The organism is Phaeobacter gallaeciensis DSM 26640 (genome assembly GCF_000511385.1).
GTDB lineage: Bacteria > Pseudomonadota > Alphaproteobacteria > Rhodobacterales > Rhodobacteraceae > Phaeobacter > Phaeobacter gallaeciensis.
On sequence record NC_023137.1, the window covers coordinates 1323558 to 1349695 of the forward strand.

Genomic DNA, 26138 nt, shown 5'->3' on the forward strand with positions numbered 1-26138 from the left:
GAACCAGCCCCGGGGCAGCGCCGGGGCTGGTTCTTTTATCTGGAGGGGTCAGGCGCGCAGATAGCCTGACATCGTGTCGAGCAGCGTCTGCGTGCGCCCCGAGAGGTTGCGGATTTCCGACGCGATGACTGCAAACCCCTTGCCCTGATCGCCAATGCGCGCCGCCTCGATTGAGGCGTTGAAGGCGATCAGCTGAATATGACGGCCCACGGTTTCTGCATTCTCGATCGCATCACGCATCCCCTCGTCGCGGGCACTGTCGCGGGACTTCTGTGCCTCAAACATATTCTTGGTCATGTCGATCAGGAATTGCGAGACAATTGGCTCGACCTTGTAAAGCGCCTGCGCGGTGAGCGACGGCATCTCGCGCACGCGCTCCAGGATCTGGCCATCCGATTGCGTGCTCAGCACCTCGGCGAAAGGGGCCAGCGCATCAATGGATTTCTTGCGCTGGGCGCCAAGGTCAGCCGGCAATTCATATTCACTTTCCGCCAGCAATTTATCGAGCCCGGCAGTCAGCATCTCACAAGCGGCCCTGATCCTGCGTACCGATTGCTCCAGCAGCTCCTTCATGGTGTCTGGGGCGTGCTGGCTGTCTTCATTGGCCAGAACCACCAGCGCCAGAGAGGCGGCGCGGCAGGGGGCGATGGCCATGAAGGCGCTGTTTTGGACGTCGCTGAGAGGCTTCAAGGGAGGCTCCATATTTACGGTTGTTTTTGTCGGAAGCGACCGAACTCCCTTCAGGAGCTAAGGGGGGAGCGTAAAGAAAACGTGAGTATTGAATGCACCAAACCCAATTCCAGGGAAAATCTCCCCACGATCGATGCAGGCAAGAAAAAAACCCCGCACCGGATGGGGCGGGGTTTCGAATAACAGATGCTGTGGCAGAGAATTATTTCTGCGGCAGCGGGCCGATCATCATGATCATCTGACGGCCTTCCATCTTGGGCATGTTTTCGACTTTGCCCAGTTCCTTGATATCCTCTGCAACACGCAGCAGCAGCTCACGGCCCAGGTTCTGGTGGGCCATTTCGCGGCCACGGAACCGCAGGGTGATCTTCACCTTGTCGCCGTTTTCCAGGAACTTGTACACGTTGCGCATTTTCACTTCGTAGTCATGGGTGTCCGTGTTGGGACGGAACTTGACCTCTTTGACCTCGATGATCTTCTGCTTCTTGCGTGCTTCGCTTTCCCGCTTTTGCTGTTCATATTTGAACTTGCCGTAATCCATGATCTTGCACACGGGCGGGGTGGCGTTGGGCGAAATCTCGACCAGATCGAGACCGGCCTCTTCTGCCATCTGCATCGCCTTGGCGGGGTGAACCACGCCGACGTTTTCCCCTTCGGCGCCAATCAGGCGAATTTCAGGAGCACGGATTTTTTCGTTGGTGCGCGGGCCGGTGTCGCGTTGCGGCGGCGCATTATGGGGTCTGCGGGCTATGACGTCTATCCTTCTGTCACTTCGGAAAAGTGCCCGGAAAATAACGGTCCCGGGCCTGCGATTCAAGTCAATTGCGGGTATGACCGCGCATATCGCGGTTTTCAAGGTTTGTTTGCACCTCAGAGCGTCAGCAAAGGGTTAATTCTGCGCTGCGCTGATCTTGGCGGACCGGTTATGCCAGACTGGCATGGTTTGGCCGATGCGGCGGCTCGACGTTTATTCCCCTTGTAGTTTCAGCCCCCTAAGCCCAAGTGCTATGCCGCAAGCTGCGCCCATGTGCGCAGCATTTGGAGAGAGTAAGGAGATCTATCATGAAACCGATCGTCATTGGCCTGGGTGTGGGAGCCGTCGCATTGGGCGGATATTTCTATGTCTCCTCCATGGAGACCAGCGAGCCGACGCCGGAAACCGTTATCGTGACGCCAGAAGCCGAGACCCCCGCAGAGGAGACGGCCGAGACCGCTGGCGAGGTTGCCGCAGAGGTAGAGAGTGATATCGCCACTGCGGCTGAAGAGGCCGAAAGCGCTATCGAAAATTCCGTTGAGGCCGCGACAGATGCGGTGAATGAGGCCGCCGCTGCTGTGAGCGAGACGGCAGAGGAAACCGTGAACGAAATTGCCGAGGGGATCACCGATAGTGCCAACCAGTTGCAGGACAGCGCGGCGGCTGCGGTTGACGAGGCCAACGAGGGCGCAGCGGCGCTGAGTGAGGAGGCCACCGCGACAGCCGAGGCGGCTGGCGATGCGGTAGCGGATACCGCAGCTGCGGCAGAGGATGCGGCAGAAGGCGCCGCCAATGAGGTTGCAGAGGCTGCCAATGACGCCGCGGAAACCGTGAGCGAGACTGCTGAGGCTGCGACAGAGGGTGTGGCGGATGCTGCCGGTGACGCCACCGCCGCCGCAGCAGAAGGCACCGAGGCCGCCGAGGATGCGCTGCTGACACCGGAAGGTTTCAACTACGACAAGGTGATCACCATGATCGAGGAGTCCTCGATCGAGGCCACACAGAAGGCGCTGCTGATCACCACCCTGGGCCAGGCCCGCGACAACCCGGCACTGCTGGAAGCGACGCTGAAGCGTATCAAGGACGCGCTGCCGCAATAAGCGGACCTAGACAGTTTCTGAACACCAAGGCCCCCGTCAGAGAGTGACGGGGGCCTTTCTTTTGCGGTGGTCTGTCAGGTCTCGGGCGTTATGGCGCGATGCGCCGACAGCGCTGGGGCTTAGTGGGCCATCATTCCGGCGGCAATCTCCGCGCCGCTCAATTCAGCATGGAAATAGGTCGGCCAGTTGGTCACCTCTGTCAGCAACTCCGCACGATCATCGCCCCAATAGAGGTGATAGTGGTCGACTTTGGTGGGCACGATTTCATGGTCGCTGAACTGAATGAACTGAGGTGCTGCCGCGTCTCCGCCTGACTTTTCAAAGATGAAACGGACCCCCTGATTGCCTGATGCGTAGGTCAGGATTTCATATCCGTCGTTGGTGTACTGGCCCTGCACAGGCTGGCCATCGCGGAAGAATGTGACACTGGAGCCATCAATGAGAATACGCTCGACGTCCGTTTTATAGCCGACCTCATAATATGCGCGATATTCTTCGGCGGTCTTCTTCCCGCTCTCTGCTTTGTGCGCCATCACCGGATCCAGAGTGCCGTCTTGCAGAAACGGATAGACCGATTGCCAGTCGGCCTCCCAGTCAGAGAGGTTACGGGGCTGAATCTCTGCTTCGTTGATCAGGACAGGCTCTTTGGCTTGATGGCTGTGATTGTGGGTCGAGGTGGAGCTGGTGGCGGTTTGGGCCGGTGCCTGCGTGGACAGGGCGACCAGCGCGGCCACGGCAAGGAGGTCAGGTCGTTTGAGGATTGTAGGTAGCATTTACGCCTCCAGAGGTTTTGAATAAATATGTGTAATGTTACAACATAACAGTTGCGGTTTATGCCGAAAGCCGATGTTTGGCAAGGCCTGCGAAAGCATCAGAGTGCGGCATGGCATGATCGGCATTTTACCGCCTGCCGCAGGGTTGTTTCTGCCACGCAGCACAAACGTCGGCCCGAGGACCGGAAAGGGTAAGATGGTTTCGCCCCTCAGTAGGTGAGAGGTGCCGACGTGGGCCGTTAAGGCTGTAAACTGTTTGGCGCTGTCTGCTGCACAGACGTCAGCTCTTCGGTTCCGCTGTCAGTCGCTTGGCCAAGAACAAGCTCAGCCCCGCCGCTGTGAGCAGGAACACGGCACCGACACCCCATGCGACAGGCGTGGAATAGATATCGGCCACCGCTCCTGCGAGGACCAGTCCCAATGCCGCCCCCAGTTGCTGTATGAGAGATCTCAAGGACAGCATCGTGGACCTCTGACGATCTTCCACGCAGCGATGCAGAATGCTACTTGCAGGCGTTTCGCTTGCTCCAAGAAGGATGGAGAACAGAAGGAAGACGCCGACATATCCAACGATATCGCCCTGCATCGCCAAGGCCAGCTGAACACCGGCAAGACAGGACAAAAGCACCGCAAGCGTGACCGCATGGCGCCGCCTGAAGATACGGCTGAAATAGGGTGACAGCGCGGCACCAAACGCGATTGCAAAAAAGTAACCCGCCGTCAGGGTGCCAATAGCCGTATTTGCGTAGCGCGCGTCCAGCATGGGCTTTGCGTAGGTCGGCCAGATCACCTCAACCGGATTGGTCGCCATCAGGACCAGGGCCAGTGCTGCCAGAAGCATGGAGAGTGTGGGATGCCTCAGGGCAAGCGCACCCGCCTCGGCGATCACGGACGGGACGCTGGTGAACCCTTGTCTCAACGCGCTGGCATTCAACGGGCGTGGGGCTTCGGTGATGGCAAACATCGTGTAGATCAGCACAGCAATCATCACTGCAAAGCTTGCCACATAGGACACATCGTAGATGCTGAGCCCATACCTCAACGCGGTCATGCCAAACATGTCTGGGAGCAAACCTCCCAAAATCGCGCCGAAGGCGAGGCCCATGGCATTGGCGCCTTGCGCCTTTGCAAGAGCGGGCTGGACATCCACATTTGGCGCTGCGGTCCTGAATGTCTCAACAAACCAAGCATCAAGCGTGCCTGACCGTAGGGCACGCCCGAACCCGATGAAGCCGAAGGAAAGCGCCAGAACAGTGAAGTCACTTGATGACAGAAACAGCGCGAGCGAAATCAGACTGGCGATGACCGCTGCCAGAAAGACCGGTTTGCGACCAATGGTGTCGGCCAGACCGCCAAACGGCAATTCCATTGCCATCGTCGTCAGCGAGTAGACCCCGAAGAGCAGCGAAATCTGCAACAGGTCCATGCCCCGGTCGGTCAGCGCAAGCGCGACCACGGCCACTGTCAGACCCATGGCAAACCGGTCCAGAAACTGGTGGATCTGAAACACCCGGATGTGCCGTTGTGCGGTGCCTGTCAAGGCTTTGAAAGAGAACTCAATTTCTGTTGCCATGGCGCTACCATGTTCCTTTGCCTGCCTCTGCGCAATAGCGTGACCGCAGGAGGGGCGAGTGAACGGGCATAGAACCAGTCACGCGGACAGTTGCAGCGAAGGGGGCCATGTCCCGTGCTGAGGCCAGGACAGATCATGTCACCTGATCCAGTCTGCCCAAATAAAAAGCCCCCATCAGACTATGACGGGGGCTTATAATCGTTTGATAGAGAGGGCGGGTGACAGGCCACCGCCTCTTAGGATCAGTCGAGGAACGCCTTCTCAACCACGAAATGCGCTGGTTTCGAGTTGGCGCCTTCCTCAAGACCGTAGGTGTTCTCGAACAGGTCCTTGAGCTCCAGATTGAACGCCAGGTTGCCGCAGATCATCGCGCGGTCGCTTTCCGGGTTCAGCGGCGGCACGCCTAGGTCTTCAAACGCCTCACCAGAGCGCATCAGATCGGTGATGCGGCCCATCTTGGCGCTCTCCTCGCGGGTGGTGGTCGGGTAGTATTTGATCTTCTTCCAGAAGCCTTCGCCGATCACCTCATTCAGGAGCTCGTCGTCCTTCAGGCTCTCGATCAGTTCACGGCCATAGGTCAGCTCACCTGCTTCGCGGCAGGTGTGGGTGATGATCACCTCATCGAATTTCTCATAGGTTTCCGGTTCGCGCAGCAGCGAGGCAAAGGGCGCAAAGCCGGTGCCGGTGGCAAAGAACCAGATGCGTTTGCCCGGAACCAGTGCGTCATGCACCAGCGTGCCAACGGGCTTCGGACGCAGGATGATCTCGTCGCCCACCTTGATGTGCTGCAGGCGCGAGGTCAGCGGGCCGTCCTGCACCTTGATCGAGTAGAATTCCATTTCCTCGTCCCAGCTGGGCGAGGCGATGGAATAGGCGCGCAGCAAGGGCTTCACCTTGCCGGTCTTGGGGTCGGGATCGTTCATCAGCCCGATCATCACAAACTCGCCTGAGCGGAAGCGCAGAGAGGCAGGCCGCGTGCAGCGGAAGGAGAACAGCCGGTCGGTCCAGTGCTTGACCTCGGTCACGGTCTGGGCGTCGGGCAGGGCGGGCACGGCCTTGGCCGGTTTCGGGTCGGTTGCAGTGTCGGTCACAGCTTCGGTCACGGGTGTCATCTCGTTCATCGGATCCATTACCGGAGGAATATCCGGCACCTCTGATTAGTCTTTGATACAGGTCAGGAAAACCCCTGTTTTCAGAAACCGGCTCCGCGCGGGGCGCAACGGAACCGGATCTGCGGGGGTATTACCAGAAAGCGGAGAGGGCTGGCTTAGCGCGCGGCGGTGCCGCGCAGGCGGGCCTGGTAATCATGCGCCTGCCAGTTGGCACGGGCAAGCCATTGATCCTGCGGCTGACGGGCGGCCAGATCCTCGCTGATCTCCACCTCATCGAAGCCGGAGCGGCGCGCCATAGCATATTGATCCGCCAGCACATGGCCAAAGGCCCGCAGACGTCCAGTGTAGCCCGCAAGCCGCAGGCGCCGCGCCAGGGTAAAACCCCGGCCATCGGCAAAGCTGGGGAAATGAATACGGATCATCTCTAGCCCCGGCAGTTGGTTGGAGAGAACCGCCGGATCGGCATCAGGCTGCACCTCAATGGCGGTTTCGCTGTCAAAGCCCACCGTCCAGTTGTCGGGGCCAAAGCCCGCATCGGTCACAATCACACTCATCTGTCAGGCTCCTGTGCGAATGAATTTGCCATCCACCACGTGGATGCCGCATTCTTCCTTGTCTTGGTTGCGCCAGCGTCCGGCCCGCGGGTCTTCGCCCTCCTTGACGGGCGAGGTGCAGGGGGCGCAGCCGATTGAGGGGTAGCCCTTGGCCACCAGCGGGTGACGGGGCAATCTGTTTTCGTCCATATAGGCGCGCACATCCTGCGGCGCCCAATGGGCCAGCGGGTTGATCTTGATGCGCCCGGTGGGGCCTGTGGCGGTCTCTTCCACCTCGAAGAAGTCCAACGCCGCGCGCGATCCGGCCTGAAACCGCTTGCGCCCGGTGACCCAGCCATCAAACGCTTCCAGCGCCTTTTGCAGCGGCGCGGTCTTGCGCAGGGCGCAGCAGGCGTCAGTGTCAGAGAACCGCAGCGCGCCATAGGGATCTTTCTCAGCGATGTCAGCGGCGCGGATCACCTGCACATTGCGCAGGCCCAGCCGCTCGCTCACCTCCTGCTGATAGACCAGCGTTTCGGTGAACAACAACTCCGTGTCGACAAAGACCACGGGTGTCATCGGATCAATCACCGCCGCCATATGCAGCAGTACGACGGATTCCGCGCCAAAGCTGGAGACTAGCGCGATATGGCCTGCATCCTTGAGCGCGCCCTCCATCACGGAGGTGGCAGAGTGGTGGCGGAAGCGCGCATTGAGCGCATCCACCTGTGTCGTCAGTGCCTCAAGATGCGCACTGCTCGGGCCTTGGCGTGTGTCAGTCGGTAGTGCCGCTGCATTGACCATGGTGCTAAGCAACCTTTTTCTGGGCCTCGGGGTAAAGCGCGGCCTTGAACGGATCCATGCCGACGCGACGATAGGTCTGGAGGAAGGTTTCCTCGGCGCTGTCGCGCAGAGAGAGATAGGCGGTGATCAGGCGTTCCACCGCAGGCACGATTTCATCATAGGCAAAACCGGGGCCAGTGCGGGTGCCGATGGCGGCGGTTTCAGTCGCGTCGCCGCCAAGGGTGATCTGGTAGTTTTCCACCCCGGCCCGGTCGAGGCCAAGAATGCCGATGTGACCGACGTGGTGGTGCCCACAGGCGTTGATGCATCCGGAAATCTTGATCTGGAGGTGGCCCACATCATGTTCCAGTTTCAGTTCATCAAAACGGCTGGCGATTTCCTGAGCCACTGGGATCGACCGGGCGGTGGCCAGCGCGCAGTAATCCATGCCGGGGCAGGCGATAATATCGGAGATCAATCCGACATTGGCGGTGGCCAGCCCGTGCTCTTTCAGCCTGGCATGCAGCGCAGGCAGGTCCGACTTATGGACATGCGGCAGGATCACGTTCTGCTCGTGGCTGATGCGGAGTTCGTTATAGCCGAATTCTTCGGCCAGATCCGCCATTCCGCGCATCTGCGCGGCGGTGGCATCGCCCGGTGTCTGGCCATGCGCCTTGATCGAGATGGTGACGATGGCGTGGTTGTCATCGCGGTGCGCGGCCAGATTGGTATCCGCCCAGGAACGGAACACCGGATCCGCATCATAGGCGGTCAGATATGTTTCCACATTGCCACCGCGCAGCTTCGGCGGGGTGAAATGCGCCTTGATTTCCTCCAAAAGCTGCTGATCGGTGCCGTCAAAGGCTTTGCGGCGCTCTTCGAACCGCTCTTCAACCAGCTCGCGGATGGTGTCGATGCCGTTTTCTAGCACGGTGATCTTGATGCGGGCCTTGTATTTGTTGTCGCGCCGACCCAGCAGGTTGTAGACCGCCAGAACCGACTCCAGATATGGCAGCAGATCGGCCTGCGGGAGGTAATCGCGGATCACCTTGCCGATGAGCGGCGTGCGGCCAAGGCCACCACCCACAATGACCTCAAACCCGGCCACACCGTCCCGCTCCACCATGCGCAGGCCGATGTCATGGGCCTTGGTCACGGCGCGGTCGGTGGAGCTGCCGGTGATGGCGATCTTGAATTTGCGGCCCAGGAACTGGAACTCCGGGTGATCAGTGGACCACTGGCGGATCAGCTCGGCATAGGGGCGGGGGTCGGTCAACTCATCCTTGGCGGCGGCGGCAAAATGATCCGAGGTCACATTGCGGATGGTATTGCCGGAGGTTTGGATCGCGTGCAGGCCAACCTCGGCCAGCGCGTCCAGCATATCCGGCACGTCACGCAGCTTCGGCCAGTTGTACTGGATGTTCTGACGGGTGGTGAAATGGCCATAGCCCTTGTCCCACTTCTCCGCAAGCAGCGCGAGGGCGCGCATCTGGTCGGAATTCAATGTGCCATAGGGGATTGCCACCCGCAGCATATAGGCGTGCAGTTGCAGGTAGAGACCGTTCATCAGGCGCAGCGGTTTGAATTCATCCTCGGTGAGAGAACCGTCAATGCGGCGCTCGACCTGGGCGCGGAACTGGGCGTTGCGTTCGGCCAGAAAGGCGGTGTCGAAGTCGTTGTACTTATACATTTGCTGCGGCCTCCTGTTTGCCGTGGCGATAGTTGGATGGGCCGGTGCGGCGGAAGTCTTCGCGGAAATGCGTCGGCTCGGGTCCGTTGTCGCCGGATTTCGCATCGGTAAGGTAGATGCCGACCACCCGCAGGGCGTCTTTCTCCGCTTCCAGAAGGCGCAGCTGCGCCTCGGCCTCATCCTCGATCAGCTCAGCCTCCTGCAGCTCACGGCTCCAGCTATTGGTGTCGGTGAAATAGATCACATCGCCCTCAAGCAGGTCATTGGCGGTGATGATTTTCGGGGTAAAGGGACGGGGCATCAGGCAAGCTCCAGTTTCAAATCTGTCAGGGCCTGGGCGCTGGCGCGCGGGGCAAGGCCGAGGAATGTCAGCGCGGGGCCGGTCAGTTCGGCGGCGGCGAGATCGGTGGGCAGCCGCTCCAGTGTGGTTTCAACCACCCGCTGATTGGCGCGCGAGGCGTTTTCAACAATGGTCATCGGTGTGGCGCGGTCCGCGCCATGCATGATCAGGCGGCCCTGCACGAAACGCGCGGATTTCTTGCCCATGTAGATGGCGGCCACCTCACCCGGACGGGCCAGCGCAGCCCAGTCGTGATCGGCAAAGCCTTTCATGTCGTGGCCGGTCAGAAACCGCACCGAGGCATTGCGCCCGCGCTGTGTCAGGCTCTGGCCGATGGAGGCCACGGCAGCGGAGGCTGCAGTAATGCCCGGCAGGATCTGATAGGCGATCCCGGCCTCCTCGCAGGCGGTAAGCTCCTCATCGAGACGGCCATAGACGGTCGGGTCGCCGGATTTGAGGCGCAGCACCTTCTTGCCCAGACGCGCATGGGCCACCATCCGGGCGCAGATCTCTTCCTGGCTGACCTGCGGGCCGAAGCCCTCCTTGCCGACGTCCTCCAGCACGGCCTGCGGGCCTGCCAGTGCCATGATCTCCTCGCTGACCAGCCGGTCAAAGAGGATCACATCCGCCTGCAACAGCGCGCGCGCCACTTTCAGGGTCAGAAGATCGGGATCACCGGGGCCGGAGCCTGCAAAGGCGACCTCTCCCGCCACCAACGAGGCGGAGACGGACCCACAGGCAACGCCCTGCATCGGCAGGGGCGTGCGGGGGGAGAGGGTGTTTGGACCGGTCATCTGGGGCCTCATCTGGTTTGTTTGACTTACCCTTAGATATAGGAAATATTCCCCCTTATCCGCTATATGGCGCGGCAAATAAGGAAGATTGTTCTAGCTGGCGGCAGATGCAGGCGGGTTGATCCCCAAACAAGGAGAAAACAGGGATGACAGTGCGGATCGACGGCACGGACCGGAAAATTCTGGCGGAGCTGCAACGCGATGCAGGCCAGTCGCTGGACGAAATCGCCCGCCGTGTGGGCAGTTCCAAGACCCCGGTCTGGAATCGCATTCGCAAGCTGCGCGAGGGCGGCGTCATTGGCCGACAGACCATGGTGCTGGATGCTGAGGCGCTGGGGTTTGAGGCCTGTTTCTTCGTGCTGATCCGCACCTCTGCCCATGAGGCGGAGTGGCAGGCCAAGTTTTTGAAGGCGTTGCAGGACCGTCCCGAAGTGCAGGAGGCGCATCGCCTTGCGGGGGATATTGATTATATCCTTAAGGTGCGGGTGAAGAACGCCCGTGCCTATGACAATTTCTATCAGGCGCTGATCTCTGAGGTGCGGGTTCATAATGTGACGGCCCTTCTGTCGATGGAGGAAATCAAATCCACCACGCTTCTGCCGCTTGAGGCCATCGCCGAGGACTAGGTGCGCGGTTGTCTGGTGCTGCCAAAGGAAAGGGGGCGCTGCCCCCTTTTTCGTGGCCTGTCCCTGTGGCACAGCCCGCATCCCCCGGCGTATTTTGGGAAAGGTGACGCGGGCGGCGCGCGCAGCACCTGACCTGGACTGAAGGCTTGCGCGTGGCGGGCGGCCCGGCAATGGTGAGGCATTTGCTGTTGAGTTGACGTGATCATGCCCATTCCCCCCTCGTCTGAGGCACCTGCGGGTGCAGTGACTGCCCGCCTGATGTTCCTGCTGCTGTTGTTCTGCGGCACGATCTGCACCGCGATGATTGTGCCTTTCATGAGCTATTTTCTGGTCAAGGGACTGGGCTATGAGCCCTGGGTCATCAGCGTTTACGCGGGGATGGCGATCAGCCTGACGCTGGCGGCCAACCGGCAATTTGCCCGCCGCATTGATGCTGGCGCGCGGGTGTTTCCGCTGGTCGGACTGGCGGCAGCGGGGTTTGTGTTTGCCGCCGGATCACTGGCGCTGATGCCGACGCTCTGGGTGGTGCTGAGTGCCGGGGTGCTGGGGTTTGGGATCAGCTCCAGCGCGGTCTCCACCATGTTCAGCCTCGGCGGCAGTATCGCTGAGCGGCAGGCGATGGACCGGGTGCGGTTCAATGCGCATATGCGGGCCACCACCTCGACCGCTTGGATGATTGGCCCGGCTGTAACGTTTCTGATTGCGGATGGCTTTGGGCTGCGGGCGGTGTTTGTGATGGCAGTCGCAGTGTCGATGGTCTGGATCGGTTTGTGGTGGTTTACACTGCCCCGTGACATCACCGCGATGCCGGGCCGTGCGCCCGCAAAAGATATTTCCGGTCGGATCGCAGTGGCGCCGCAGGGGTTGTGGCTGGCTGCCGGGTTTGTCTTCTGCCTCTCCACTGCGCATTCGTTGACGTTTTCCGCCTTGCCGATCTTCTATGTGCAGGAGGTGGGCTTGCCTGGTTATGCGCCTGGATTTGCCTTCAGCGTGAAGACGCTTGTCGAGGTGTTTGCCATCTTCTCAACCCCGTGGGTGATTGCGCGCATTGGCATGTGGCGGGCGCTGCTGGGGGTTACCGGCCTCGCCATCGTGACAATCCAGTTGTTGGCGGCGGTGCAGAGTTTTCCGCAGATGCTGGCGGGGGCGGCGCTTGAGGGGCTGTACTACGGGTTCTATGCCAGCCTTGGTATCAGCTATGTGCAGTCCTTTGCGCCGGACACACCCGCCCGCGCTACGGCGATTTACTGGAATACGCTGATGGTGAGCGGGGTGATGGCGGGCCCGGCTGTAGGGCTGATTGCACAGGCTTATGATTTTCAGACCGTGATCCGCTGTGCGTCGGTTGTGGCCCTTGTCGCGGGGGCTGTGCTGATGGCCGGGCGTCCCCCCAGACGCCAGCCTCTCTGAGCCATGGTGGAGGGGCGGGCCGGGGTGGCCCGCCGCAGGGAACCTTAGAACTGAACCATGAGACGGGTCAGCCCGTGGAAATGGTAGCTGTTGTTGTATTCCGGCGCGGCGGCCAGTGTCAGATCCGGACAACGCTCAAACAGGATCGGCAGGGCGATCTGCATTTCCATTCGCGCCAGCGGTGCGCCGACGCAGAAATGCAGCCCCGCGCCAAAGGAGGTGTTCACCTTTGCCGGGCGGGTGGGATCGAAGCGTTCGGGATCCTCCAGCATTTCGGGGTCGCGGTTGGCGGCAGCCAGCAGCAGGGCCACCTCATCTCCGCGCTGGAATGTATGACCGAAAAGCTCAATCTCTTCATAGGCGTAACGGGTGAACATATGCAGCGGCGGGTCGTAGCGCAGGATCTCCTCCACCAGACCGTCGATACCGTCAGGGGCAAGCCAGCTTTGGTCCCAGCCCTGTTGCAGCATGGTTTTGACGCCATTGCCCAGCGAATGCACCGTGGCCTCGTGCCCGGCATTGAGCAACAGGATGCAGGTACCGATCAGCTCATCCGTCGACAGGCTCTCGCCGTCTTCTTCTGCCTGGATGAGCCGGGTGATCAGATCCTCTCCCGGGGTTTTGCGGCGTTCGTCCACATAAGCGGTTAGGAAGTCGATGAATTCCTGGCTGGCCTTTGCAGCGGCATGTTCTGTCTCAACCGTCTTGGAGGCCTGATACATCGCCACCATCTTGTGCGACCAGTCCAAGAGCTGCGGCGCCATTTCGGTGGGCACACCCAAGAGGCGACAAATAGCGATCACCGGCACCTGCGTGCAATAGGTGGTCAGGAGATCAAAGGGCGCGTCCGTGGGGAAGGCATCGATCAACTCATGGCAGAGGGTGTCCAACCCCGGCGCCAGCGCTTTGATCTCGCGGCTGGTAAAGGCGCGGAGCACAAGCCGACGCAGGCGGGTGTGGCGGGGTGGTTCGGCATCCAGCAGCGAATGGGCCTCAACCTGCAGAAATGGGGCCAGATGGGCCGGGCTTTCGCGGGCCATCTCCGGCGGGATTTCGCGGCCAAAACGGCGGTCACGCAGCAGGGTATGCACGGCCGGGTGCGAAAAGGCCGCAACCATATTGTAGTCCTGCCAATGATGCAGATGTCCCATCGCGCGGGCCTCGGCATAAAAGCCGTAGGGCGATTGGACAAAATCGGGATCGGTGGGGGATTGGGTCAATGTCTTCATCCGCGCAGCTTTTGCCAAGGCGGCTGGTCAATGCAAGGGGGGCTTTGCTACTGTGCGGCCAATGACGCAATTTCACGCACATCGGTGGATCATTCTGGCGCTCCTTCTGGGGGCGGTCGCAGCTGTTGCGGGCGGTGTCTATCGGTTGGGCTATCGCCAAGCACTTGATTCGCTTGCCGAACGCAGTGCTGCGGATCTGGCGCTGGCCTCGGATCGGGTGACAACGCAGTTGCAGGTCTATCAAGAGCTGGCAGTTTTGATGGCCGATCACCCGACACTGAAGCGGCTGGATCGGGCCGAGGCAAGGCGGGCGGCGCAGGGGCTGTTGCGTGAGGTAGCGGATAAGACGGCGGCGCTGGATGTGTTCTTTGTCGACCGGGCGGGCCGGGTCGTGGTCGCCGCTGAGGGGGTGATGGGGCGCGATGTGACCCAGAGCGACTATTTCCACCGGGCGATGCAGGGGGCGCTGGGCACGGGCTACGGTGTGCTGCAACCGGATGGGCGGCGCGCTTATATCTATGCGGCACCGGATTTCGATGTGGATGGCCGGGTGCGCGGTGCCTTGGTGGTGGTCGCCGATGTTGAGGATGTGGAGCAGACTTGGCGCGGGTCGCTGCCAGCAGTGTTTTTCACCAACCGGGGCGGTGAGGTGTTCATTGCCAACCGGCGGGAGCTGTTGTTCTGGCAGCGCAGCACCGAGGGACCGGGATTGTCACCGCCGGACGGGCGACAGGTGGCACTTAGGTCATGGGCGGAGGGCGCGCACGAGATCTGGGATCTGCGCTGGTCGCCTTATCTGCCGGAACGTGCGTTGCATCAGGCGGTGGATCTGCCGCAGATCGGCATGGTGGGGGAGATCCTTGTGGATGTGTCTCCGGCGCAGCGGCTGGCGGGGCTGCAAGCGGCTGCGGTGGCGGCGATCGTGCTGGCGCTGGGGGCGATGCTGGTGCTGGCGCTTGAGCGGCGGCGCACCCTGGCCCAAGCCAATGCCGCGCTGGAAAGCCGGGTGGAGGCGCGCACGCAAGCGTTGTCGGCTACGAATATGCGGCTGACCCGCGAGGTACAGGAACGGCAGGAGGCCGAGGCGGCGCTAAAACGTGCGCAGGAGGAGCTGGTGCAGGCGGGCAAACTGTCGGCGCTCGGACAGATGTCGGCGGGGATCAGTCATGAGCTGAACCAGCCCTTGATGGCAATCCAGCAATATGCCGAAAACGGCGCGGCTTTTGTGGGGCGCGGCAAGCCGGAGCGGGCAGGCGAGAACCTTGACCGGATTGCGCAGATGGCCGGACGGATGGCGCGGATTATCAAGAACCTGCGCGCCTTTGCCCGCAACGAGAGTGAGCCGATGGGGCGGGTGGATCTGGGGCAGGTGATTGCCTCCGCGATTGAGCTGACGGAACCGCGCCTGCGTCAGGATGGCGTGCATTTGCATTGGCAGCCGCCTGCTGAGCCGGTTTTTGCCTGGGGCGGTGAAGTGCGCCTGTCGCAAGTGTTTGTGAACCTGATCAACAATGCCGCAGATGCGATGCTGGAGCAGGTCCAGCGCGAGATCCGGATTGCGATTGAGACAGGCGAGGGTGAGGCTGATGCGCGGCTTGCGGTGACTGTGCGCGACATTGGCCCGGGCCTGAAGGAGCCGGAAAAGATCTTTGATCCCTTCTACTCGACCAAGGCGGTGGGCAGTTCCGAGGGGATGGGTCTAGGGCTGTCGATCTCCTATGGGTTGGTGCAGAGCTTTGGTGGCCATATTCGCGGGATCAATACCGGCGATGGCGCGGAATTTACCGTGGAACTGGACCGCTGGCGCGAACGCCTAGGGGATGAAGCGCAACAAAAGGATGAGGTGGCATGACCAATCGGGTTTTGGTGGTGGATGATGATGCCGCCGTGCGGGGCGCATTGGGTCAGACGCTGGAGCTGGCGGAGTGCGATGCGATCACGGTTGGGTCCTTTGTGGCGGCCAAGGATCTGATCACGCCCGATTTTGACGGGGTGATCCTGTCCGATATGCGGATGCCGGGGCGCGATGGGTTTCATCTGCTGCGCTATGCGCGGGAGGTGGACAGCGAGCTGCCGGTGATCCTGCTGACCGGTGAGGGGGATATCCCGATGGCGGTGCAGGCAATGGCGGAGGGGGCGTTTGATTTCCTTGAGAAGCCCTGCGCCAGCGCGGATCTGATGGTGGTGGTGCGCCGGGCGTTGAAAACCCGTGCTTTGGTGCGGGAAAACCGGGCGCTGAAGTCGCGACTGGAGAGCGGCGATCCGGCAGCGCGGATGATCTTTGGCACCTCGTTGCAGATGGAGGAGCTCCGGGCACGGGCGCGCGGGGTTGCTGCCACCGGGGCTGAGGTGCTGGTGACCGGCGCGCCGGGCGGGGGGATTTCCAAGGTGGCGGAGGTCATTCACCTGATGTCGCCTCGGAGTCAGGGTCCGTTTGTGAAACGCCCGGCGGCGGGGCTCAGCCCGGATGGGTTTGCGGATCTGTGCCGCGCGGCGGCGGGCGGATCGCTTTATCTGGATGAAATCGCCGCCCTGCCAAGCGAGACGCAATACGCCATGCTGGAGGCGCTGGAGCAGGGGCTGGACGCGCGGGTTCTGGTCGGCTCAGTCGCGGATCTGGCCGAGGCAGCGGCAGAGGGGCGGTTCCTGGCAGATCTGTTCTACCGGCTTGACGTGATGCGGGTGCGCATTCCGGCGCTGTCTGAGCGGCCCGAAGATATTCCGGTGCTGTTTAGCCACTATGTCGCACAGGCCGCAGAGCAGGCAGGCATTGCCACGCCGGATATTCCACAGGAGCATCTGGCGGCATTGATGGCGCAGGATTGGCCGGGCAATGCGCGGTCACTGATGTCAGCGGCGATGCGGTTTGTACTAGGGATGCCGGAGGAAGCGGCGCAGTCTGCGGAGCTGGGGCTGGCGGAGCAGTTGGCGCAGGTGGAGCGGTCCTTGCTCATTGCGGCACTGGGGCGGCAGAACGGCAATGCCTCTGCCGCGGCCAAAGCTCTGAAGCTGCCGCGCAAGACGTTTTATGACAAGCTGGCGCGCTATGGCATCCGGCCTGAAGATTATCGCCGCTGAGGGCGGTCTGGTGTGTGTTGTGATCCGCGTCTTTGGGGATGTCGCGGGGCAGTGAGGTGGCGGCGCCGCCCCGGGCGCCCCGGAAGGGGCAGGGCGGAGGGAGATGGGGCCGGGTGTCAGCCAGTCCCATGTTCGTCGACCTTTTCGTCAACTTCGGTCATTTGAACGCCCGGCCTGCGGAGGGTCTCCGAGGGCGGGCCGATCTCCGGCCGGGGCATGTGCCAGATACCCCGGATGGGTGGGCTGCGTGTCAGGCGGCCCGAATGTCGCGACACGTCCAATCTGGCAGGTCCGGGTTAAGCGAGCGCGCGCTGGGCGTGCGCTGCCTGCGCAACGGCCCAGTGCCGGTGTTGGAGCGGGTGGCGGACGGCGGGATTTGAGTATTTGAAGAAAGGTGGCGAGGGCTGATTCCGCTTGAGGAAATGTCAGGCGCTAACAGGGTGTGCGGATTTCCGCACAAGCCTACCATCACCCTGTGCGGAAAATCGCACATCAAATCTGGTGTCGCAGTGCATAAGGTGAGAATCGTCGTGCAAGTATTTGTTTGAAAATGATAAAGAGTGTTTATTTTTGATGAGTAACAAAGGCTTGAGCAGGGCCGTATTGCCCGTGATGCTGCGCTTGGGGTCTTCGCTTGGGCGAAGGCTATGGAGACATTCCGGGAGGAAAGACATGAAATTCGTAACTGCTGCCGCCACCGCTGTGGCGCTGACCATGAGTGCCGGGACCGCAATGGCGGCCTGTGATGACGGTGAGATTGTCGTCAAGTTCAGCCATGTGACCAACACCGACAAACACCCCAAGGGGATTGCGGCTTCGTTGCTGGAAAAGCGCATCAATGAAGAGATGAACGGCACCATGTGTCTGGAGGTCTATCCGAACTCCACGCTTTATAATGACAACAAGGTGCTGGAAGCGATGCTGCAGGGTGACGTGCAGCTGGCCGCGCCCTCGCTGTCGAAATTCGAGAAGTTCACCAAGCAGTTCCGCCTGTTCGATCTGCCGTTCATGTTCAAGAACATTGATGCGGTCGATGCCTTCCAAGGGTCCGAGAATGGTCAGGCGATGCTGGATTCCATGCAGCGCCGTGGTCTGCAGGGGCTGGCGTACTGGCACAATGGCATGAAGCAGATGTCGGCCAACAAGCCGCTGATCAATCCGTCTGATGCTAATGGTCTGAAGTTCCGTGTGCAGTCCTCAGACGTGCTAGTCGCGCAGATGGAAGCGATCGGTGGCAGCCCGCAGAAAATGGCCTTTTCCGAAGTTTACGGCGCGCTGCAGCAGGGCGTTGTGGATGGTCAGGAAAACACCTGGTCCAACATCTACGGCAAGAAGTTCTTCGAGGTGCAGGACGGTGTCACTGAGACCAACCACGGTGCGCTGGACTATCTGGTTGTGACCTCGGTGGACTGGCTCGACAGCCTTGATCCGGCGGTGCGTGAACAGTTCCTGACCATCCTGGGTGAGGTCACCGCAACGCGGAACTCGGAATCCACCAAAGTGAACGGCGAAGCCCGTCAGGCGATCATCGATGCCGGTGGCGTGGTGCGTGAACTCACCCCTGAGCAGCGCGCGGCCTGGGTTGAGGCGATGAAGCCGGTCTGGGAAAAATTCGCAGGCGACGTGGGTCAGGACATGATCGACGCAGCCCAGGCGATCAACGCGGGCATGTAAGAGCCGCGGCCTTAAGATCCGGGGCAGGCGCGACGACGCGCCGCCCCAATTTGCACGGTGCGCCATCCGCGCCGGTATCCCATTATCCAAACATCGAGGGAGAGCGATATGGCGGGGGCAAAACCTGGCCCGACCGGGCTTATCAATACACTCGAAGAGACGCTGATTGCGCTGCTGCTGGGGCTGATGACTCTGATCACATTTGCCAATGTGGTGGCGAGATTTGTGTTCAATTCCAACATTCTTTGGGCGCTGGAGCTGACGGTGTTCCTGTTTGCCTGGCTGGTGCTGCTGGGCGCATCCTATGCGGTGAAGGTCCATGCCCATCTGGGGGTCGATGCGATCCTCAATATGGTGTCGCCGGGCGCGCGCCGGGTGATCGGGCTGATCTCGGTCGGCTGCTGTCTGGTGTTCTCGCTGCTGTTGCTAAAGGGCGCCTATGACTATTGGGCGGTCTTTGCCGATCTGCCGCCCACTTCCGGGCGCTGGTTTCCCACCGGTTTCGATATGAAGGCGCGGAGCCAGAGTTTCTACGAGGTGCAGGATGTGCCGATGGTGAGCTTTCTGCGCTTTCTCGAAGACCTGATCAACTACGGCGATTCCTACGAGAAACTGCCCAAAGTGGTGCCCTATGTGGTGCTGCCGCTGTCGATGCTGCTGATGGTGCTGCGCTTTGTGCAGGCGGGGCTGCAGATCCTGCGCGGCGATGTGGACCGGCTGGTGGCCAGTCATGAGGTCGAAGATGAAATCGCCGAAGTGCAGGCGCAGCGCGGGGAGCACGACTGATGGATGTCGTCCTATTGTTTTCCATGGTCATTGGGCTGTTGCTGATCGGGGTTCCGATTGCGGTGGCGCTTGGCCTCAGCTCGACATTGTTCCTGCTGATCTATTCCGATAGTTCGCTGGCCTCGGTTGCGGGCACGCTGTTTGAAGCCTTTGAAGGGCATTTCACGCTGCTGGCGATCCCCTTCTTTATTCTGGCCTCAAGCTTCATGACGACGGGCGGTGTGGCACGGCGGATCATTCGGTTCTCCATCGCTTGTGTGGGCCATTTGCCGGGTGGTCTGGCGATTGCCGGCGTCTTTGCCTGTATGTTGTTTGCAGCGCTGTCCGGTTCGTCTCCAGCGACGGTGGTGGCCATCGGCTCCATCGTGATCTCAGGCATGCGGCAGGTTGGCTACTCCAAGGAATTCGCCGCTGGTGTGATCTGTAACGCGGGCACGCTCGGCATCCTGATCCCGCCGTCCATCGTGATGGTGGTTTATGCGGCGGCGGTTGAGGTTTCCGTCGGGCGGATGTTCCTTGCTGGCGTTATTCCGGGGCTGATGGCTGGCCTCATGCTGATGGTGACCATCTATGTGATGGCCAAGGTCAAGAACCTGCCCAAGGGCGAATGGCTGGGATGGGGAGAAGTTGCCGCCTCGGCTGGCAATGCCTCGGTTGGTCTGCTCCTGATCGGCATCATTCTTGGTGGTATCTATGGCGGGATCTTCACGCCGACAGAGGCCGCGGCGGTGGCGTCGGTCTATGCCTTCTTCGTGGCGACATTTGTCTACCGTGATATGGGGCCGTTGAAATCTGCGCCGAAACCCAAGGATATGGGGCAGTTTCTGACCATGCTGCCCAAAATGCTGGGACAGACGGTGGTTTATTTCATCCCGTCCTTTTTTCACGCCGATACGCGCCATGCGCTGTTTGAAGCTGGTAAGCTGACGGTGACACTGCTGTTCGTGATCGCCAATGCGCTGATCCTGAAACATGTGCTGACCGATGAGCAGGTGCCACAGCAGATTGCCACGGCGATGCTGTCGGCGGGCTTTGGCCCTGTGATGTTCCTGATCGTGGTCAATGTGATCCTGCTGATCGGCGGTCAGTTCATGGAGCCGTCGGGGCTGTTGGTGATCGTGGCGCCGCTGGTGTTCCCGATTGCTATTGAGCTCGGCATCGACCCGATCCACCTGGGCATCATCATGGTGGTGAACATGGAAATCGGCATGATCACTCCGCCAGTTGGTCTGAACCTCTTCGTGACCTCCGGGGTTGCCGGAATGCCGATGATGGCGGTGGTGCGGGCCGCACTGCCGTTCCTCGCGGTGCTCTTCGTGTTCCTGATCATGATCACCTATATTCCGTGGATATCAACCGTGCTGCCGAATGCGGTGATGGGGCCGGAGATCATAACCAAGTAGCGCGGAGCAGCGCCCCTCAGAATATGAAAAGGCCCGGGAGCAAGTCCCGGGCCTTTTCTGTCTGGCGTTAAGTCAGGGGCGTTGCCCCTCTGCGCTGGCGCGCGTTCACCCCAGAGTATTTATCGAAAGGTGACAGCGGGGGCGCGGGGTCTGTCATCTTTCCCCAAATACTCCTGCCGTGAGGCGCGTTTAGTCGCTGGCGTCGAGGGCCGCGACGATGGGGGCAAAATCTGCCGCCTTCAGGCTGGCGCCGCCAACCAGCGCGCCGTCGACATGAGCCACGGCGAAAATTTCCTTGGCGTTGCTGGCCTTGACCGAGCCGCCATAGAGCAGGCGGATGGCATTGGCAGTTTCGCCGCCGAAGCGTTTGACCAGGCTTGCGCGCAGGTCGTTGTGCACCTCGGCAATCTGTTCGACTGTGGGCACCTTACCGGTGCCGATAGCCCAGACCGGTTCATAGGCAACCACCACGGTGGTGCCGCTGGTGTCATCGGGGAGTGAGCCTGCAAGTTGCGCCTGCACCACATCAAGTGTTTTGCCCGCCTCGCGGTCCTTGAGGGTTTCGCCCACGCAGATGATCGCGGTCAGCCCAGCGGCGATGGCGGTCTTGGCCTTCGCGCGGACCGTTTCATCCGTCTCGCCATGGTCGGCCCGGCGTTCGGAATGGCCGAGGATTACGGCGGTCGCGCCCGCATCATGCAGCATTTCCGCGCTCAGATCTCCGGTGTGGGCGCCATAGGTGGCGCTGTGGCAATCCTGAGCGCCAATGTCCACCTTGCTGTCGACGCAGACATTGGCCGCGCGGTAGAGCAGGGTTGCGGGTGGGCAGATCAGCACCTCGGCCTTGGCGGACTTGCAGCTATAAGCAAGATTGCCCAGCTCGGTCAGCGCACTTGCGGTGCCGTTCATTTTCCAATTGCCTGCGGCCAGTTTCCGACGCATCTGCGTATCTCCCTCAATCGTCTGATGTTGCCTGCGGTCACCTTTTGGCGCGCGGCACCTTGCTGCTGGGTCTGTCCTAACATTGTTCGGAATTGGGAACAATTCGACTGTTCATCAGGGGCGGTGGTCAGCACATGTTGAACAATACCGAATTGAATAATAGGGGAATGCGCCGATAACCGGGCGCAAAAAGGAGGCAGAGATCTGCCTCTTTTTGGTGCTGTCTGCGCGCGACCACCCGCACATCGGCGAGATCACAGGGCCGCTCTACTGTGGATCAGCCTGCGGGCATGTCCTTGAAGCTGATCGATTCTCCACAGCCGCAGGCCTCGGAGACATTGGGGTTGTTGAACTTGAACCCGGCCTCAAGGAGCGAGACCTCATAGTCGATCTCGGTGCCGAAGAGGAACATCTGCGCCATCGGCGCGATCAGCACCCGGGCACCGTCTTGTTCGACCACTTCGTCGTTGGGGTCGGGCTGATCGACATATTCCATGGTATATTCCATGCCGGCACAGCCGCCCTTCTTCACGCCGATGCGCAGGCCGGAATGGCCGCCCTTGTCCATCAGCTTGGCAATCTGGGCCGCTGCCTTGTCGGTGATGGTCACCGCTTGTTTGCCGGGAATGCCGAACATGTCTGTCTCCACTATCGCGCGTTATCCCTAATCTAGGGGGGGCATGGCTAAGGCTCAAGGGGCTGCGGTCACAGCCCCATGCAATTGGCGTAGTAAGTGACGGTTGCGGGCCAGTCGGAAAACACCCCGACAACGCCTACATCCTGTGCCAGCACATCAAGCACCTGATAGGTGGAGGCATCCGATTGCACCACATCAGCGACGGACTGGAAATACCAGCCACCGCCGTTTTTAAGCGGGCCGGAGCGCTCCAGCGTCCAGGTGATGATATCGAGACTAGCCTCGCGCGCAGCTTTGGCATAGGGAGAGGGGACCATACGGCCATCTTCCAATGTCAGCAGCATCCAGATCGGCGGCGCGATATAGTTGAGACCCATCTCCTTCAGCTCTGGCATGGAGGGGCGAAAGGTTGCGGGATCCATGGGATCGACCTTGCCTTCGTCGTCGTCATGGCGGGCAAAGCGATCATCCAGGTAGACGGCCTGACGGCCAAATTCGGGCGTCTGGGTGAGCCAGTATTTGATGTCGCTGAGGTCAAAACTCTGCACCCAGACATCGCTGGCGGGGATCCCGGCGGTGACATAGGCGTCGATCAGTTTCTGCGCATAAGCCTCTTGCGTCATCCCGTTGAAGGGCATGGTGACGGTTGGCGCCTTCAGCTCAGGGGTGAATTTTGCGCCGAGGTTGCGGAACAAAGCGATACTGTCGGCATGGCTGAGTAGCGTCGTGCCGTCCTGATGCAGGCTGCTGCGCCAGGGGGCGAGGCCGCCCTGAAAGGCGGCGGCACTGGTGGCGGTGGGGTCACGGCTGTCCATTTTTGGGTGCAGCGTCATCAGCTCTGCCAGTGTCAGATCGCTGGTGCGGCATTCGGCACTTGCCGGAGCATCGGCGGTGGCCGGGGCAAAGGGCTGGGTGCAGCGGTCGGCAAGATCGCTGGTGAGGATATCGGTGGTGGTGTGCAGGTCGTTCTGCGAGTGGCGGCAGACCAGTTCCAGATCCTTGGTGAAGGTCACGTCGCATTCCATGATCCCGGCGCCCATGGTGGCAGCGGCGCGATTGCCCTCAACTGTGTGTTCGGGAAACATCAGCGGGGCGCCGCGATGGGCGATGGAGAAATCGCTGCGCTGAGGCGTTTGTCCGGCGCAGGATTGCAGCTTGGTCTTCAGCGCGCCATCCGGCAGGGCATCCACCAGATAGGCCGGGCGCGGGCCGTAGCTGAGTGCGATGGTGTCCGCAGGCGAGGTGTCCGCGGCGGCGCTGGCGCATAAGGGCGCGGCAAGAGCCAGGGAGATCAGACGCGCGCAGAAGGGGGATATGCGGGACAATAGGGAAACTCCAAATCATTTGGGGGCGCCCTTGGGATGTGTTGCGGCAGTATTCCGTGGATCGCACCAAGAGCGGCTGCAGGTGAGCCGCAGCGGTTTATATCTTGGATGTTACGGGGGCTTGCCTCTCCGGGGCAAGAGGGGGCGCGCGGATTGTAGCGGCCTTGCGCGACGTTCGCCTGCGTGCGGTCCCGCTTGGGCTGCGCGCGCCTGGTGGCTGTGCCTGTGTCTGCCCCGTGCAAGGGGTACGAAAAACGCGGCAGGCCAGAGGCCGTGCCGCGTTCTGTCTGGTGGAACAAGATCGGATCAGGCGGCGGTCAGGCCCCGCCATCCGCAGATGTGGTTACATGAAGCCGAGTTCGAGCCGCGCCTCATCGGACATCATGTCCATGCCCCAGGGCGGCTCCCATGTCAGCTCGACATCGCAGCTTTTGACACCGGGGACAGGAGAGACGGCATCGACAATCCAGCCCGGCATCTCGCCTGCGACCGGGCAGCCGGGGGCGGTGAGGGTCATGATGATCTTCACATCATTCTCGGCTGAGATGTCGATCGTATAGATCAGCCCCAGCTCATAGATATTCACAGGAATTTCGGGGTCATAGACAGACCGGCACGCGTCCACCACGGGCTCGTACAGCTCATGGCTGACTGAAGAGGGGGCGATCAGCGGTGTGCCTTCCAGCGGTTCGGATGCATTGGTCATTCAGGGCCTCGGTTCGTTTCCTGACAGTTTATATAGGGAAGCTGGGGGCAGGGGTCCAGTGGCGGATCGTATGTCGCTTTGTGATCAAGCGTCGCAGAAGGGTCGATTGGGTCTTGTTGCCTTAGATTGATATGTTATATCGTAACATTTCTTGCGACTCGTGAGGGCTTGTCTGCCGATTGTGCCGGGAGGTGCTCTCATCCGTCGCGCTGACCTTCAGACTGGGTATCTAATTTGATGAACGATAATCGCCTTCCTGTAACGGTTCTGTCCGGATTTCTTGGCGCTGGTAAAACAACGTTGCTCAATCGTATTCTCAACAATCGTGACGGGCGCCGGGTCGCCGTGATCGTGAACGACATGTCGGAGATCAATATCGATGCCGATCTTGTGCGCGCGCATACGGAATTGAGCCGCACGGATGAAACACTGGTGGAAATGTCCAATGGCTGTATCTGCTGCACCTTGCGCGATGATCTGCTGGCGGAGGTGCGGCGTCTGGCTGACGAGGGGCGGTTTGATTATCTGTTGATCGAATCCACCGGCATCTCTGAGCCGCTGCCGGTCGCGGCTACCTTTGAGTTCCGCGATGAGGGAGGCGAGAGCCTTTCGGATGTGGCGCGGCTTGATACGATGGTGACGGTGGTGGATGCGGTCAACCTGCGCCAAAACTTCTCCTCCCATGATTTCCTTGAGGATCGGGGTGAGACCCTGGGCGAGGAAGATGAGCGCACGCTGGTGCATCTGCTGACCGATCAGATCGAATTCGCCGATGTGGTGATCCTGAACAAGGTGGCTGACGCAGGCCCGGATGAGGCCGATGCCGCGCGCAAGATTATTCGCAGCCTGAATGCCGATGCCCAAATAATCGACGCCAATCATAGCGATGTCACGGCAGAGAAAATTCTGGATACGGGTTTGTTCGACTTTGAACGGGCGCATGAACACCCGATGTGGGCTAAGGAACTTTACGGCTTTGCCGACCACGTGCCGGAGAGCGAGGAATACGGCGTCGCGTCCTATGTTTACCGGGCACGGCAACCCTTTGTCCCGGAGCGGATATTGGCGTTTCTCAACGGTGATTTGCCGGGGGTGATCCGGGCCAAAGGGCATTTCTGGATCTCCACCCGGCCGGATTGGGTGGCGGAGTTTTCGCTGGCAGGGGCTTTGTCTAGTGTCAAACCGCTGGGCACCTGGTGGGCCTCTGTCCCGGTCGAGCGGCACCCCACCCATGAGCAGGCGCGGGCCTACATAAAAGCCCATTGGCAGGAGCCTTGGGGGGATCGCCGTCAGGAGTTGGTGTTCATCGGGTCCGGCATCGATTGGGCTGGGCTAAAGGCGCAGCTGGATGGATGTCTTGTGCCCTTGGAGGCGGCCGCTGGTCCAGATCAACTGCCGGATTACCCAGATCCCTTCCCACTTTGGAAACGGGCAGAGGCGGCGGCATGACGGTTCTTGATAGCGCCGCTTCGGATCTTGTTATGGGCTGCGACATCACTGGGGAGGAGGCGGGCTTGCGCCGCTTTCTTGATCCCGATTGCGCGGCATTGATCTGGCAGCGTGGCATGCCCGCCGATATCCGGCGCTGGCTTGAGCAGATCGATCCGGAGCGTTTGCCGCGTGGTCGTGTTATTGTGCAGCCAGAGAGCGTCGCGCGTGTCTTTGCGGAGTTCTGCGCCATGTCCGGCCTGCCGCAGGGGGCTGGGCAGGACTGGCTTCAGGCGCATGTCGCGGGGCTTGCGCGCGAGTTCTCGTTGCTGATGGATGCCAGATACCTGCGGTTCCGGTTGGATGTGGTGACCACCAATGCCTGTCGCAAATTTCATGTGGACGCCATCACGGCCCGATTGGTCTGTACCTATCGGGGCACCGGAACCCAGCTGGGGATGTCGCATCAGGGGGCAGAGCCAGCCGAGGTTCAAACGGTCGCCACCGGATCACCGTTGCTGCTGCGCGGAAGCCGCTGGCCTGCGCAACCGGCGTCTGGGCTTCTGCACCGGTCTCCGCCGATTGAAGGCACTGGCGAAACTCGTTTGGTTCTGGTGCTGGATCCGGTGACCGACCCGGACGATGAGATGGACCACCATATGGTCACGCCCGTTGGGGTGCCTCTGCACTAACGGACGCCTGTTATTGGGCGTTCATGCTACAGGTGAGCTGCCTATCCAGTCAGAAACCCC

At 60.9% G+C, this 26138-nt stretch carries 25 protein-coding genes; 10 read left to right on the forward strand and 15 right to left on the reverse strand.

The window, feature by feature from the left end; translation table 11 throughout:
- Window positions 1–48 precede the first annotated feature (48 nt).
- A complete protein-coding gene (locus tag GAL_RS06425) occupies window positions 49–690 on the reverse strand; it encodes a methyl-accepting chemotaxis protein (protein ID WP_024096775.1) in 642 nt (213 codons plus the stop codon).
- A 202-nt stretch (window positions 691–892) separates the two neighbouring features.
- Window positions 893–1546 carry a translation initiation factor IF-3 gene (gene infC, locus GAL_RS06430; protein ID WP_014875076.1) on the reverse strand — a complete coding sequence of 218 codons (654 nt, stop codon included), beginning with the start codon at window positions 1544–1546 and terminating at the stop codon, window positions 893–895.
- A gap of 206 nt (window positions 1547–1752) precedes the next feature.
- Between infC and GAL_RS06435 the strand changes: the two genes are divergently transcribed.
- Window positions 1753–2544 carry a hypothetical protein gene (locus GAL_RS06435; protein ID WP_024096776.1) on the forward strand — a complete coding sequence of 264 codons (792 nt, stop codon included), beginning with the start codon at window positions 1753–1755 and terminating at the stop codon, window positions 2542–2544.
- 119 nt (window positions 2545–2663) lie between these two features.
- Here the strand turns inward: GAL_RS06435 and GAL_RS06440 are convergent, their stop codons facing one another.
- The 8 genes from GAL_RS06440 to cobA form a co-directional block, all read right to left on the reverse strand.
- The gene (locus GAL_RS06440) at window positions 2664–3317 is read right to left on the reverse strand and encodes a metal-binding protein ZinT (protein ID WP_024096777.1); all 654 of its coding nucleotides are present in this window, start codon (window positions 3315–3317) and stop codon (window positions 2664–2666) included.
- A gap of 280 nt (window positions 3318–3597) precedes the next feature.
- Window positions 3598–4890 carry an MFS transporter gene (locus GAL_RS06445; RefSeq protein ID WP_024096778.1) on the reverse strand — a complete coding sequence of 431 codons (1293 nt, stop codon included), beginning with the start codon at window positions 4888–4890 and terminating at the stop codon, window positions 3598–3600.
- A 242-nt stretch (window positions 4891–5132) separates the two neighbouring features.
- A complete protein-coding gene (locus tag GAL_RS06450) occupies window positions 5133–6020 on the reverse strand; it encodes a ferredoxin--NADP reductase (protein WP_024096779.1) in 888 nt (295 codons plus the stop codon).
- 137 nt (window positions 6021–6157) lie between these two features.
- A complete protein-coding gene (locus tag GAL_RS06455; protein ID WP_024096780.1) occupies window positions 6158–6556 on the reverse strand; it encodes a DUF934 domain-containing protein in 399 nt (132 codons plus the stop codon).
- A gap of 3 nt (window positions 6557–6559) precedes the next feature.
- Window positions 6560–7339: a phosphoadenylyl-sulfate reductase gene (locus GAL_RS06460; protein WP_024096781.1), complete on the reverse strand. Its 780-nt coding sequence runs from the start codon at window positions 7337–7339 to the stop codon at window positions 6560–6562.
- 4 nt (window positions 7340–7343) lie between these two features.
- Entirely contained in the window at window positions 7344–9008 is a 1665-nt protein-coding gene (locus GAL_RS06465) for a nitrite/sulfite reductase (RefSeq protein WP_024096782.1), read from the reverse strand.
- On the reverse strand, window positions 9001–9309 hold the full coding sequence (locus GAL_RS06470; RefSeq protein ID WP_024096783.1) for a DUF2849 domain-containing protein: 309 nt from the start codon (window positions 9307–9309) through the stop codon (window positions 9001–9003). The genes GAL_RS06465 and GAL_RS06470 overlap by 8 nt, the downstream gene beginning before the upstream one ends.
- Window positions 9309–10142, reverse strand: a complete 834-nt coding sequence (gene cobA / locus GAL_RS06475; protein WP_024096784.1) for a uroporphyrinogen-III C-methyltransferase — start codon at window positions 10140–10142, stop codon at window positions 9309–9311. The genes GAL_RS06470 and cobA overlap by 1 nt, the downstream gene beginning before the upstream one ends.
- Before the next feature lie 146 nt (window positions 10143–10288).
- Between cobA and GAL_RS06480 the strand changes: the two genes are divergently transcribed.
- Window positions 10289–10768, forward strand: coding sequence for an Lrp/AsnC family transcriptional regulator (locus GAL_RS06480; protein WP_024096785.1), 480 nt, complete (start codon window positions 10289–10291; stop codon window positions 10766–10768).
- A gap of 204 nt (window positions 10769–10972) precedes the next feature.
- A complete protein-coding gene (locus tag GAL_RS06485) occupies window positions 10973–12178 on the forward strand; it encodes an MFS transporter (RefSeq protein ID WP_024096786.1) in 1206 nt (401 codons plus the stop codon).
- A 44-nt stretch (window positions 12179–12222) separates the two neighbouring features.
- Here the strand turns inward: GAL_RS06485 and GAL_RS06490 are convergent, their stop codons facing one another.
- Entirely contained in the window at window positions 12223–13407 is a 1185-nt protein-coding gene (locus GAL_RS06490) for a cytochrome P450 (RefSeq protein WP_024096787.1), read from the reverse strand.
- Between the two features lie 61 nt (window positions 13408–13468).
- Here GAL_RS06490 and GAL_RS06495 point away from each other — a divergent pair, with 61 nt between their 5' ends.
- The 5 genes from GAL_RS06495 (at window position 13469) to GAL_RS06520 (ending at window position 20348) form a co-directional block, all read left to right on the forward strand.
- The gene (locus GAL_RS06495; protein WP_024096788.1) at window positions 13469–15259 is read left to right on the forward strand and encodes a sensor histidine kinase; all 1791 of its coding nucleotides are present in this window, start codon (window positions 13469–13471) and stop codon (window positions 15257–15259) included.
- Entirely contained in the window at window positions 15256–16485 is a 1230-nt protein-coding gene (locus tag GAL_RS06500) for a sigma-54-dependent transcriptional regulator (RefSeq protein ID WP_024096789.1), read from the forward strand. The genes GAL_RS06495 and GAL_RS06500 overlap by 4 nt, the downstream gene beginning before the upstream one ends.
- Before the next feature lie 672 nt (window positions 16486–17157).
- On the forward strand, window positions 17158–18159 hold the full coding sequence (locus GAL_RS06510; protein WP_024096790.1) for a DctP family TRAP transporter solute-binding subunit: 1002 nt from the start codon (window positions 17158–17160) through the stop codon (window positions 18157–18159).
- 108 nt (window positions 18160–18267) lie between these two features.
- Window positions 18268–18945, forward strand: a complete 678-nt coding sequence (locus tag GAL_RS06515; RefSeq protein WP_024096791.1) for a TRAP transporter small permease — start codon at window positions 18268–18270, stop codon at window positions 18943–18945.
- Window positions 18945–20348 carry a TRAP transporter large permease gene (locus tag GAL_RS06520; protein WP_024096792.1) on the forward strand — a complete coding sequence of 468 codons (1404 nt, stop codon included), beginning with the start codon at window positions 18945–18947 and terminating at the stop codon, window positions 20346–20348. Before GAL_RS06515 ends, GAL_RS06520 begins: the two co-directional genes overlap by 1 nt.
- Window positions 20349–20537: 189 nt before the next feature.
- On the opposite strand, the gene tpiA is transcribed toward GAL_RS06520, so the two are convergent.
- The 4 genes from tpiA to GAL_RS06540 form a co-directional block, all read right to left on the reverse strand.
- Window positions 20538–21290, reverse strand: coding sequence for a triose-phosphate isomerase (tpiA, locus tag GAL_RS06525; protein ID WP_024096793.1), 753 nt, complete (start codon window positions 21288–21290; stop codon window positions 20538–20540).
- Between the two features lie 277 nt (window positions 21291–21567).
- Window positions 21568–21927, reverse strand: a complete 360-nt coding sequence (locus GAL_RS06530; RefSeq protein ID WP_014875056.1) for a HesB/IscA family protein — start codon at window positions 21925–21927, stop codon at window positions 21568–21570.
- Window positions 21928–21995: 68 nt separating this feature from the next.
- Window positions 21996–23243 carry a glycerophosphodiester phosphodiesterase family protein gene (locus GAL_RS06535; protein ID WP_043939818.1) on the reverse strand — a complete coding sequence of 416 codons (1248 nt, stop codon included), beginning with the start codon at window positions 23241–23243 and terminating at the stop codon, window positions 21996–21998.
- 352 nt (window positions 23244–23595) lie between these two features.
- The gene (locus GAL_RS06540) at window positions 23596–23958 is read right to left on the reverse strand and encodes an SUF system Fe-S cluster assembly protein (RefSeq protein WP_024096795.1); all 363 of its coding nucleotides are present in this window, start codon (window positions 23956–23958) and stop codon (window positions 23596–23598) included.
- 237 nt (window positions 23959–24195) lie between these two features.
- Between GAL_RS06540 and GAL_RS06545 the strand changes: the two genes are divergently transcribed.
- Together GAL_RS06545 and GAL_RS06550 are read left to right on the forward strand one after the other, a co-directional pair.
- Complete coding sequence (locus tag GAL_RS06545; RefSeq protein ID WP_024096796.1) at window positions 24196–25407, forward strand: GTP-binding protein; 1212 nt, start codon at window positions 24196–24198, stop codon at window positions 25405–25407.
- A complete protein-coding gene (locus GAL_RS06550; RefSeq protein WP_024096797.1) occupies window positions 25404–26078 on the forward strand; it encodes a DUF1826 domain-containing protein in 675 nt (224 codons plus the stop codon). The genes GAL_RS06545 and GAL_RS06550 overlap by 4 nt, the downstream gene beginning before the upstream one ends.
- The last annotated feature ends 60 nt before the right edge of the window (window positions 26079–26138 follow it).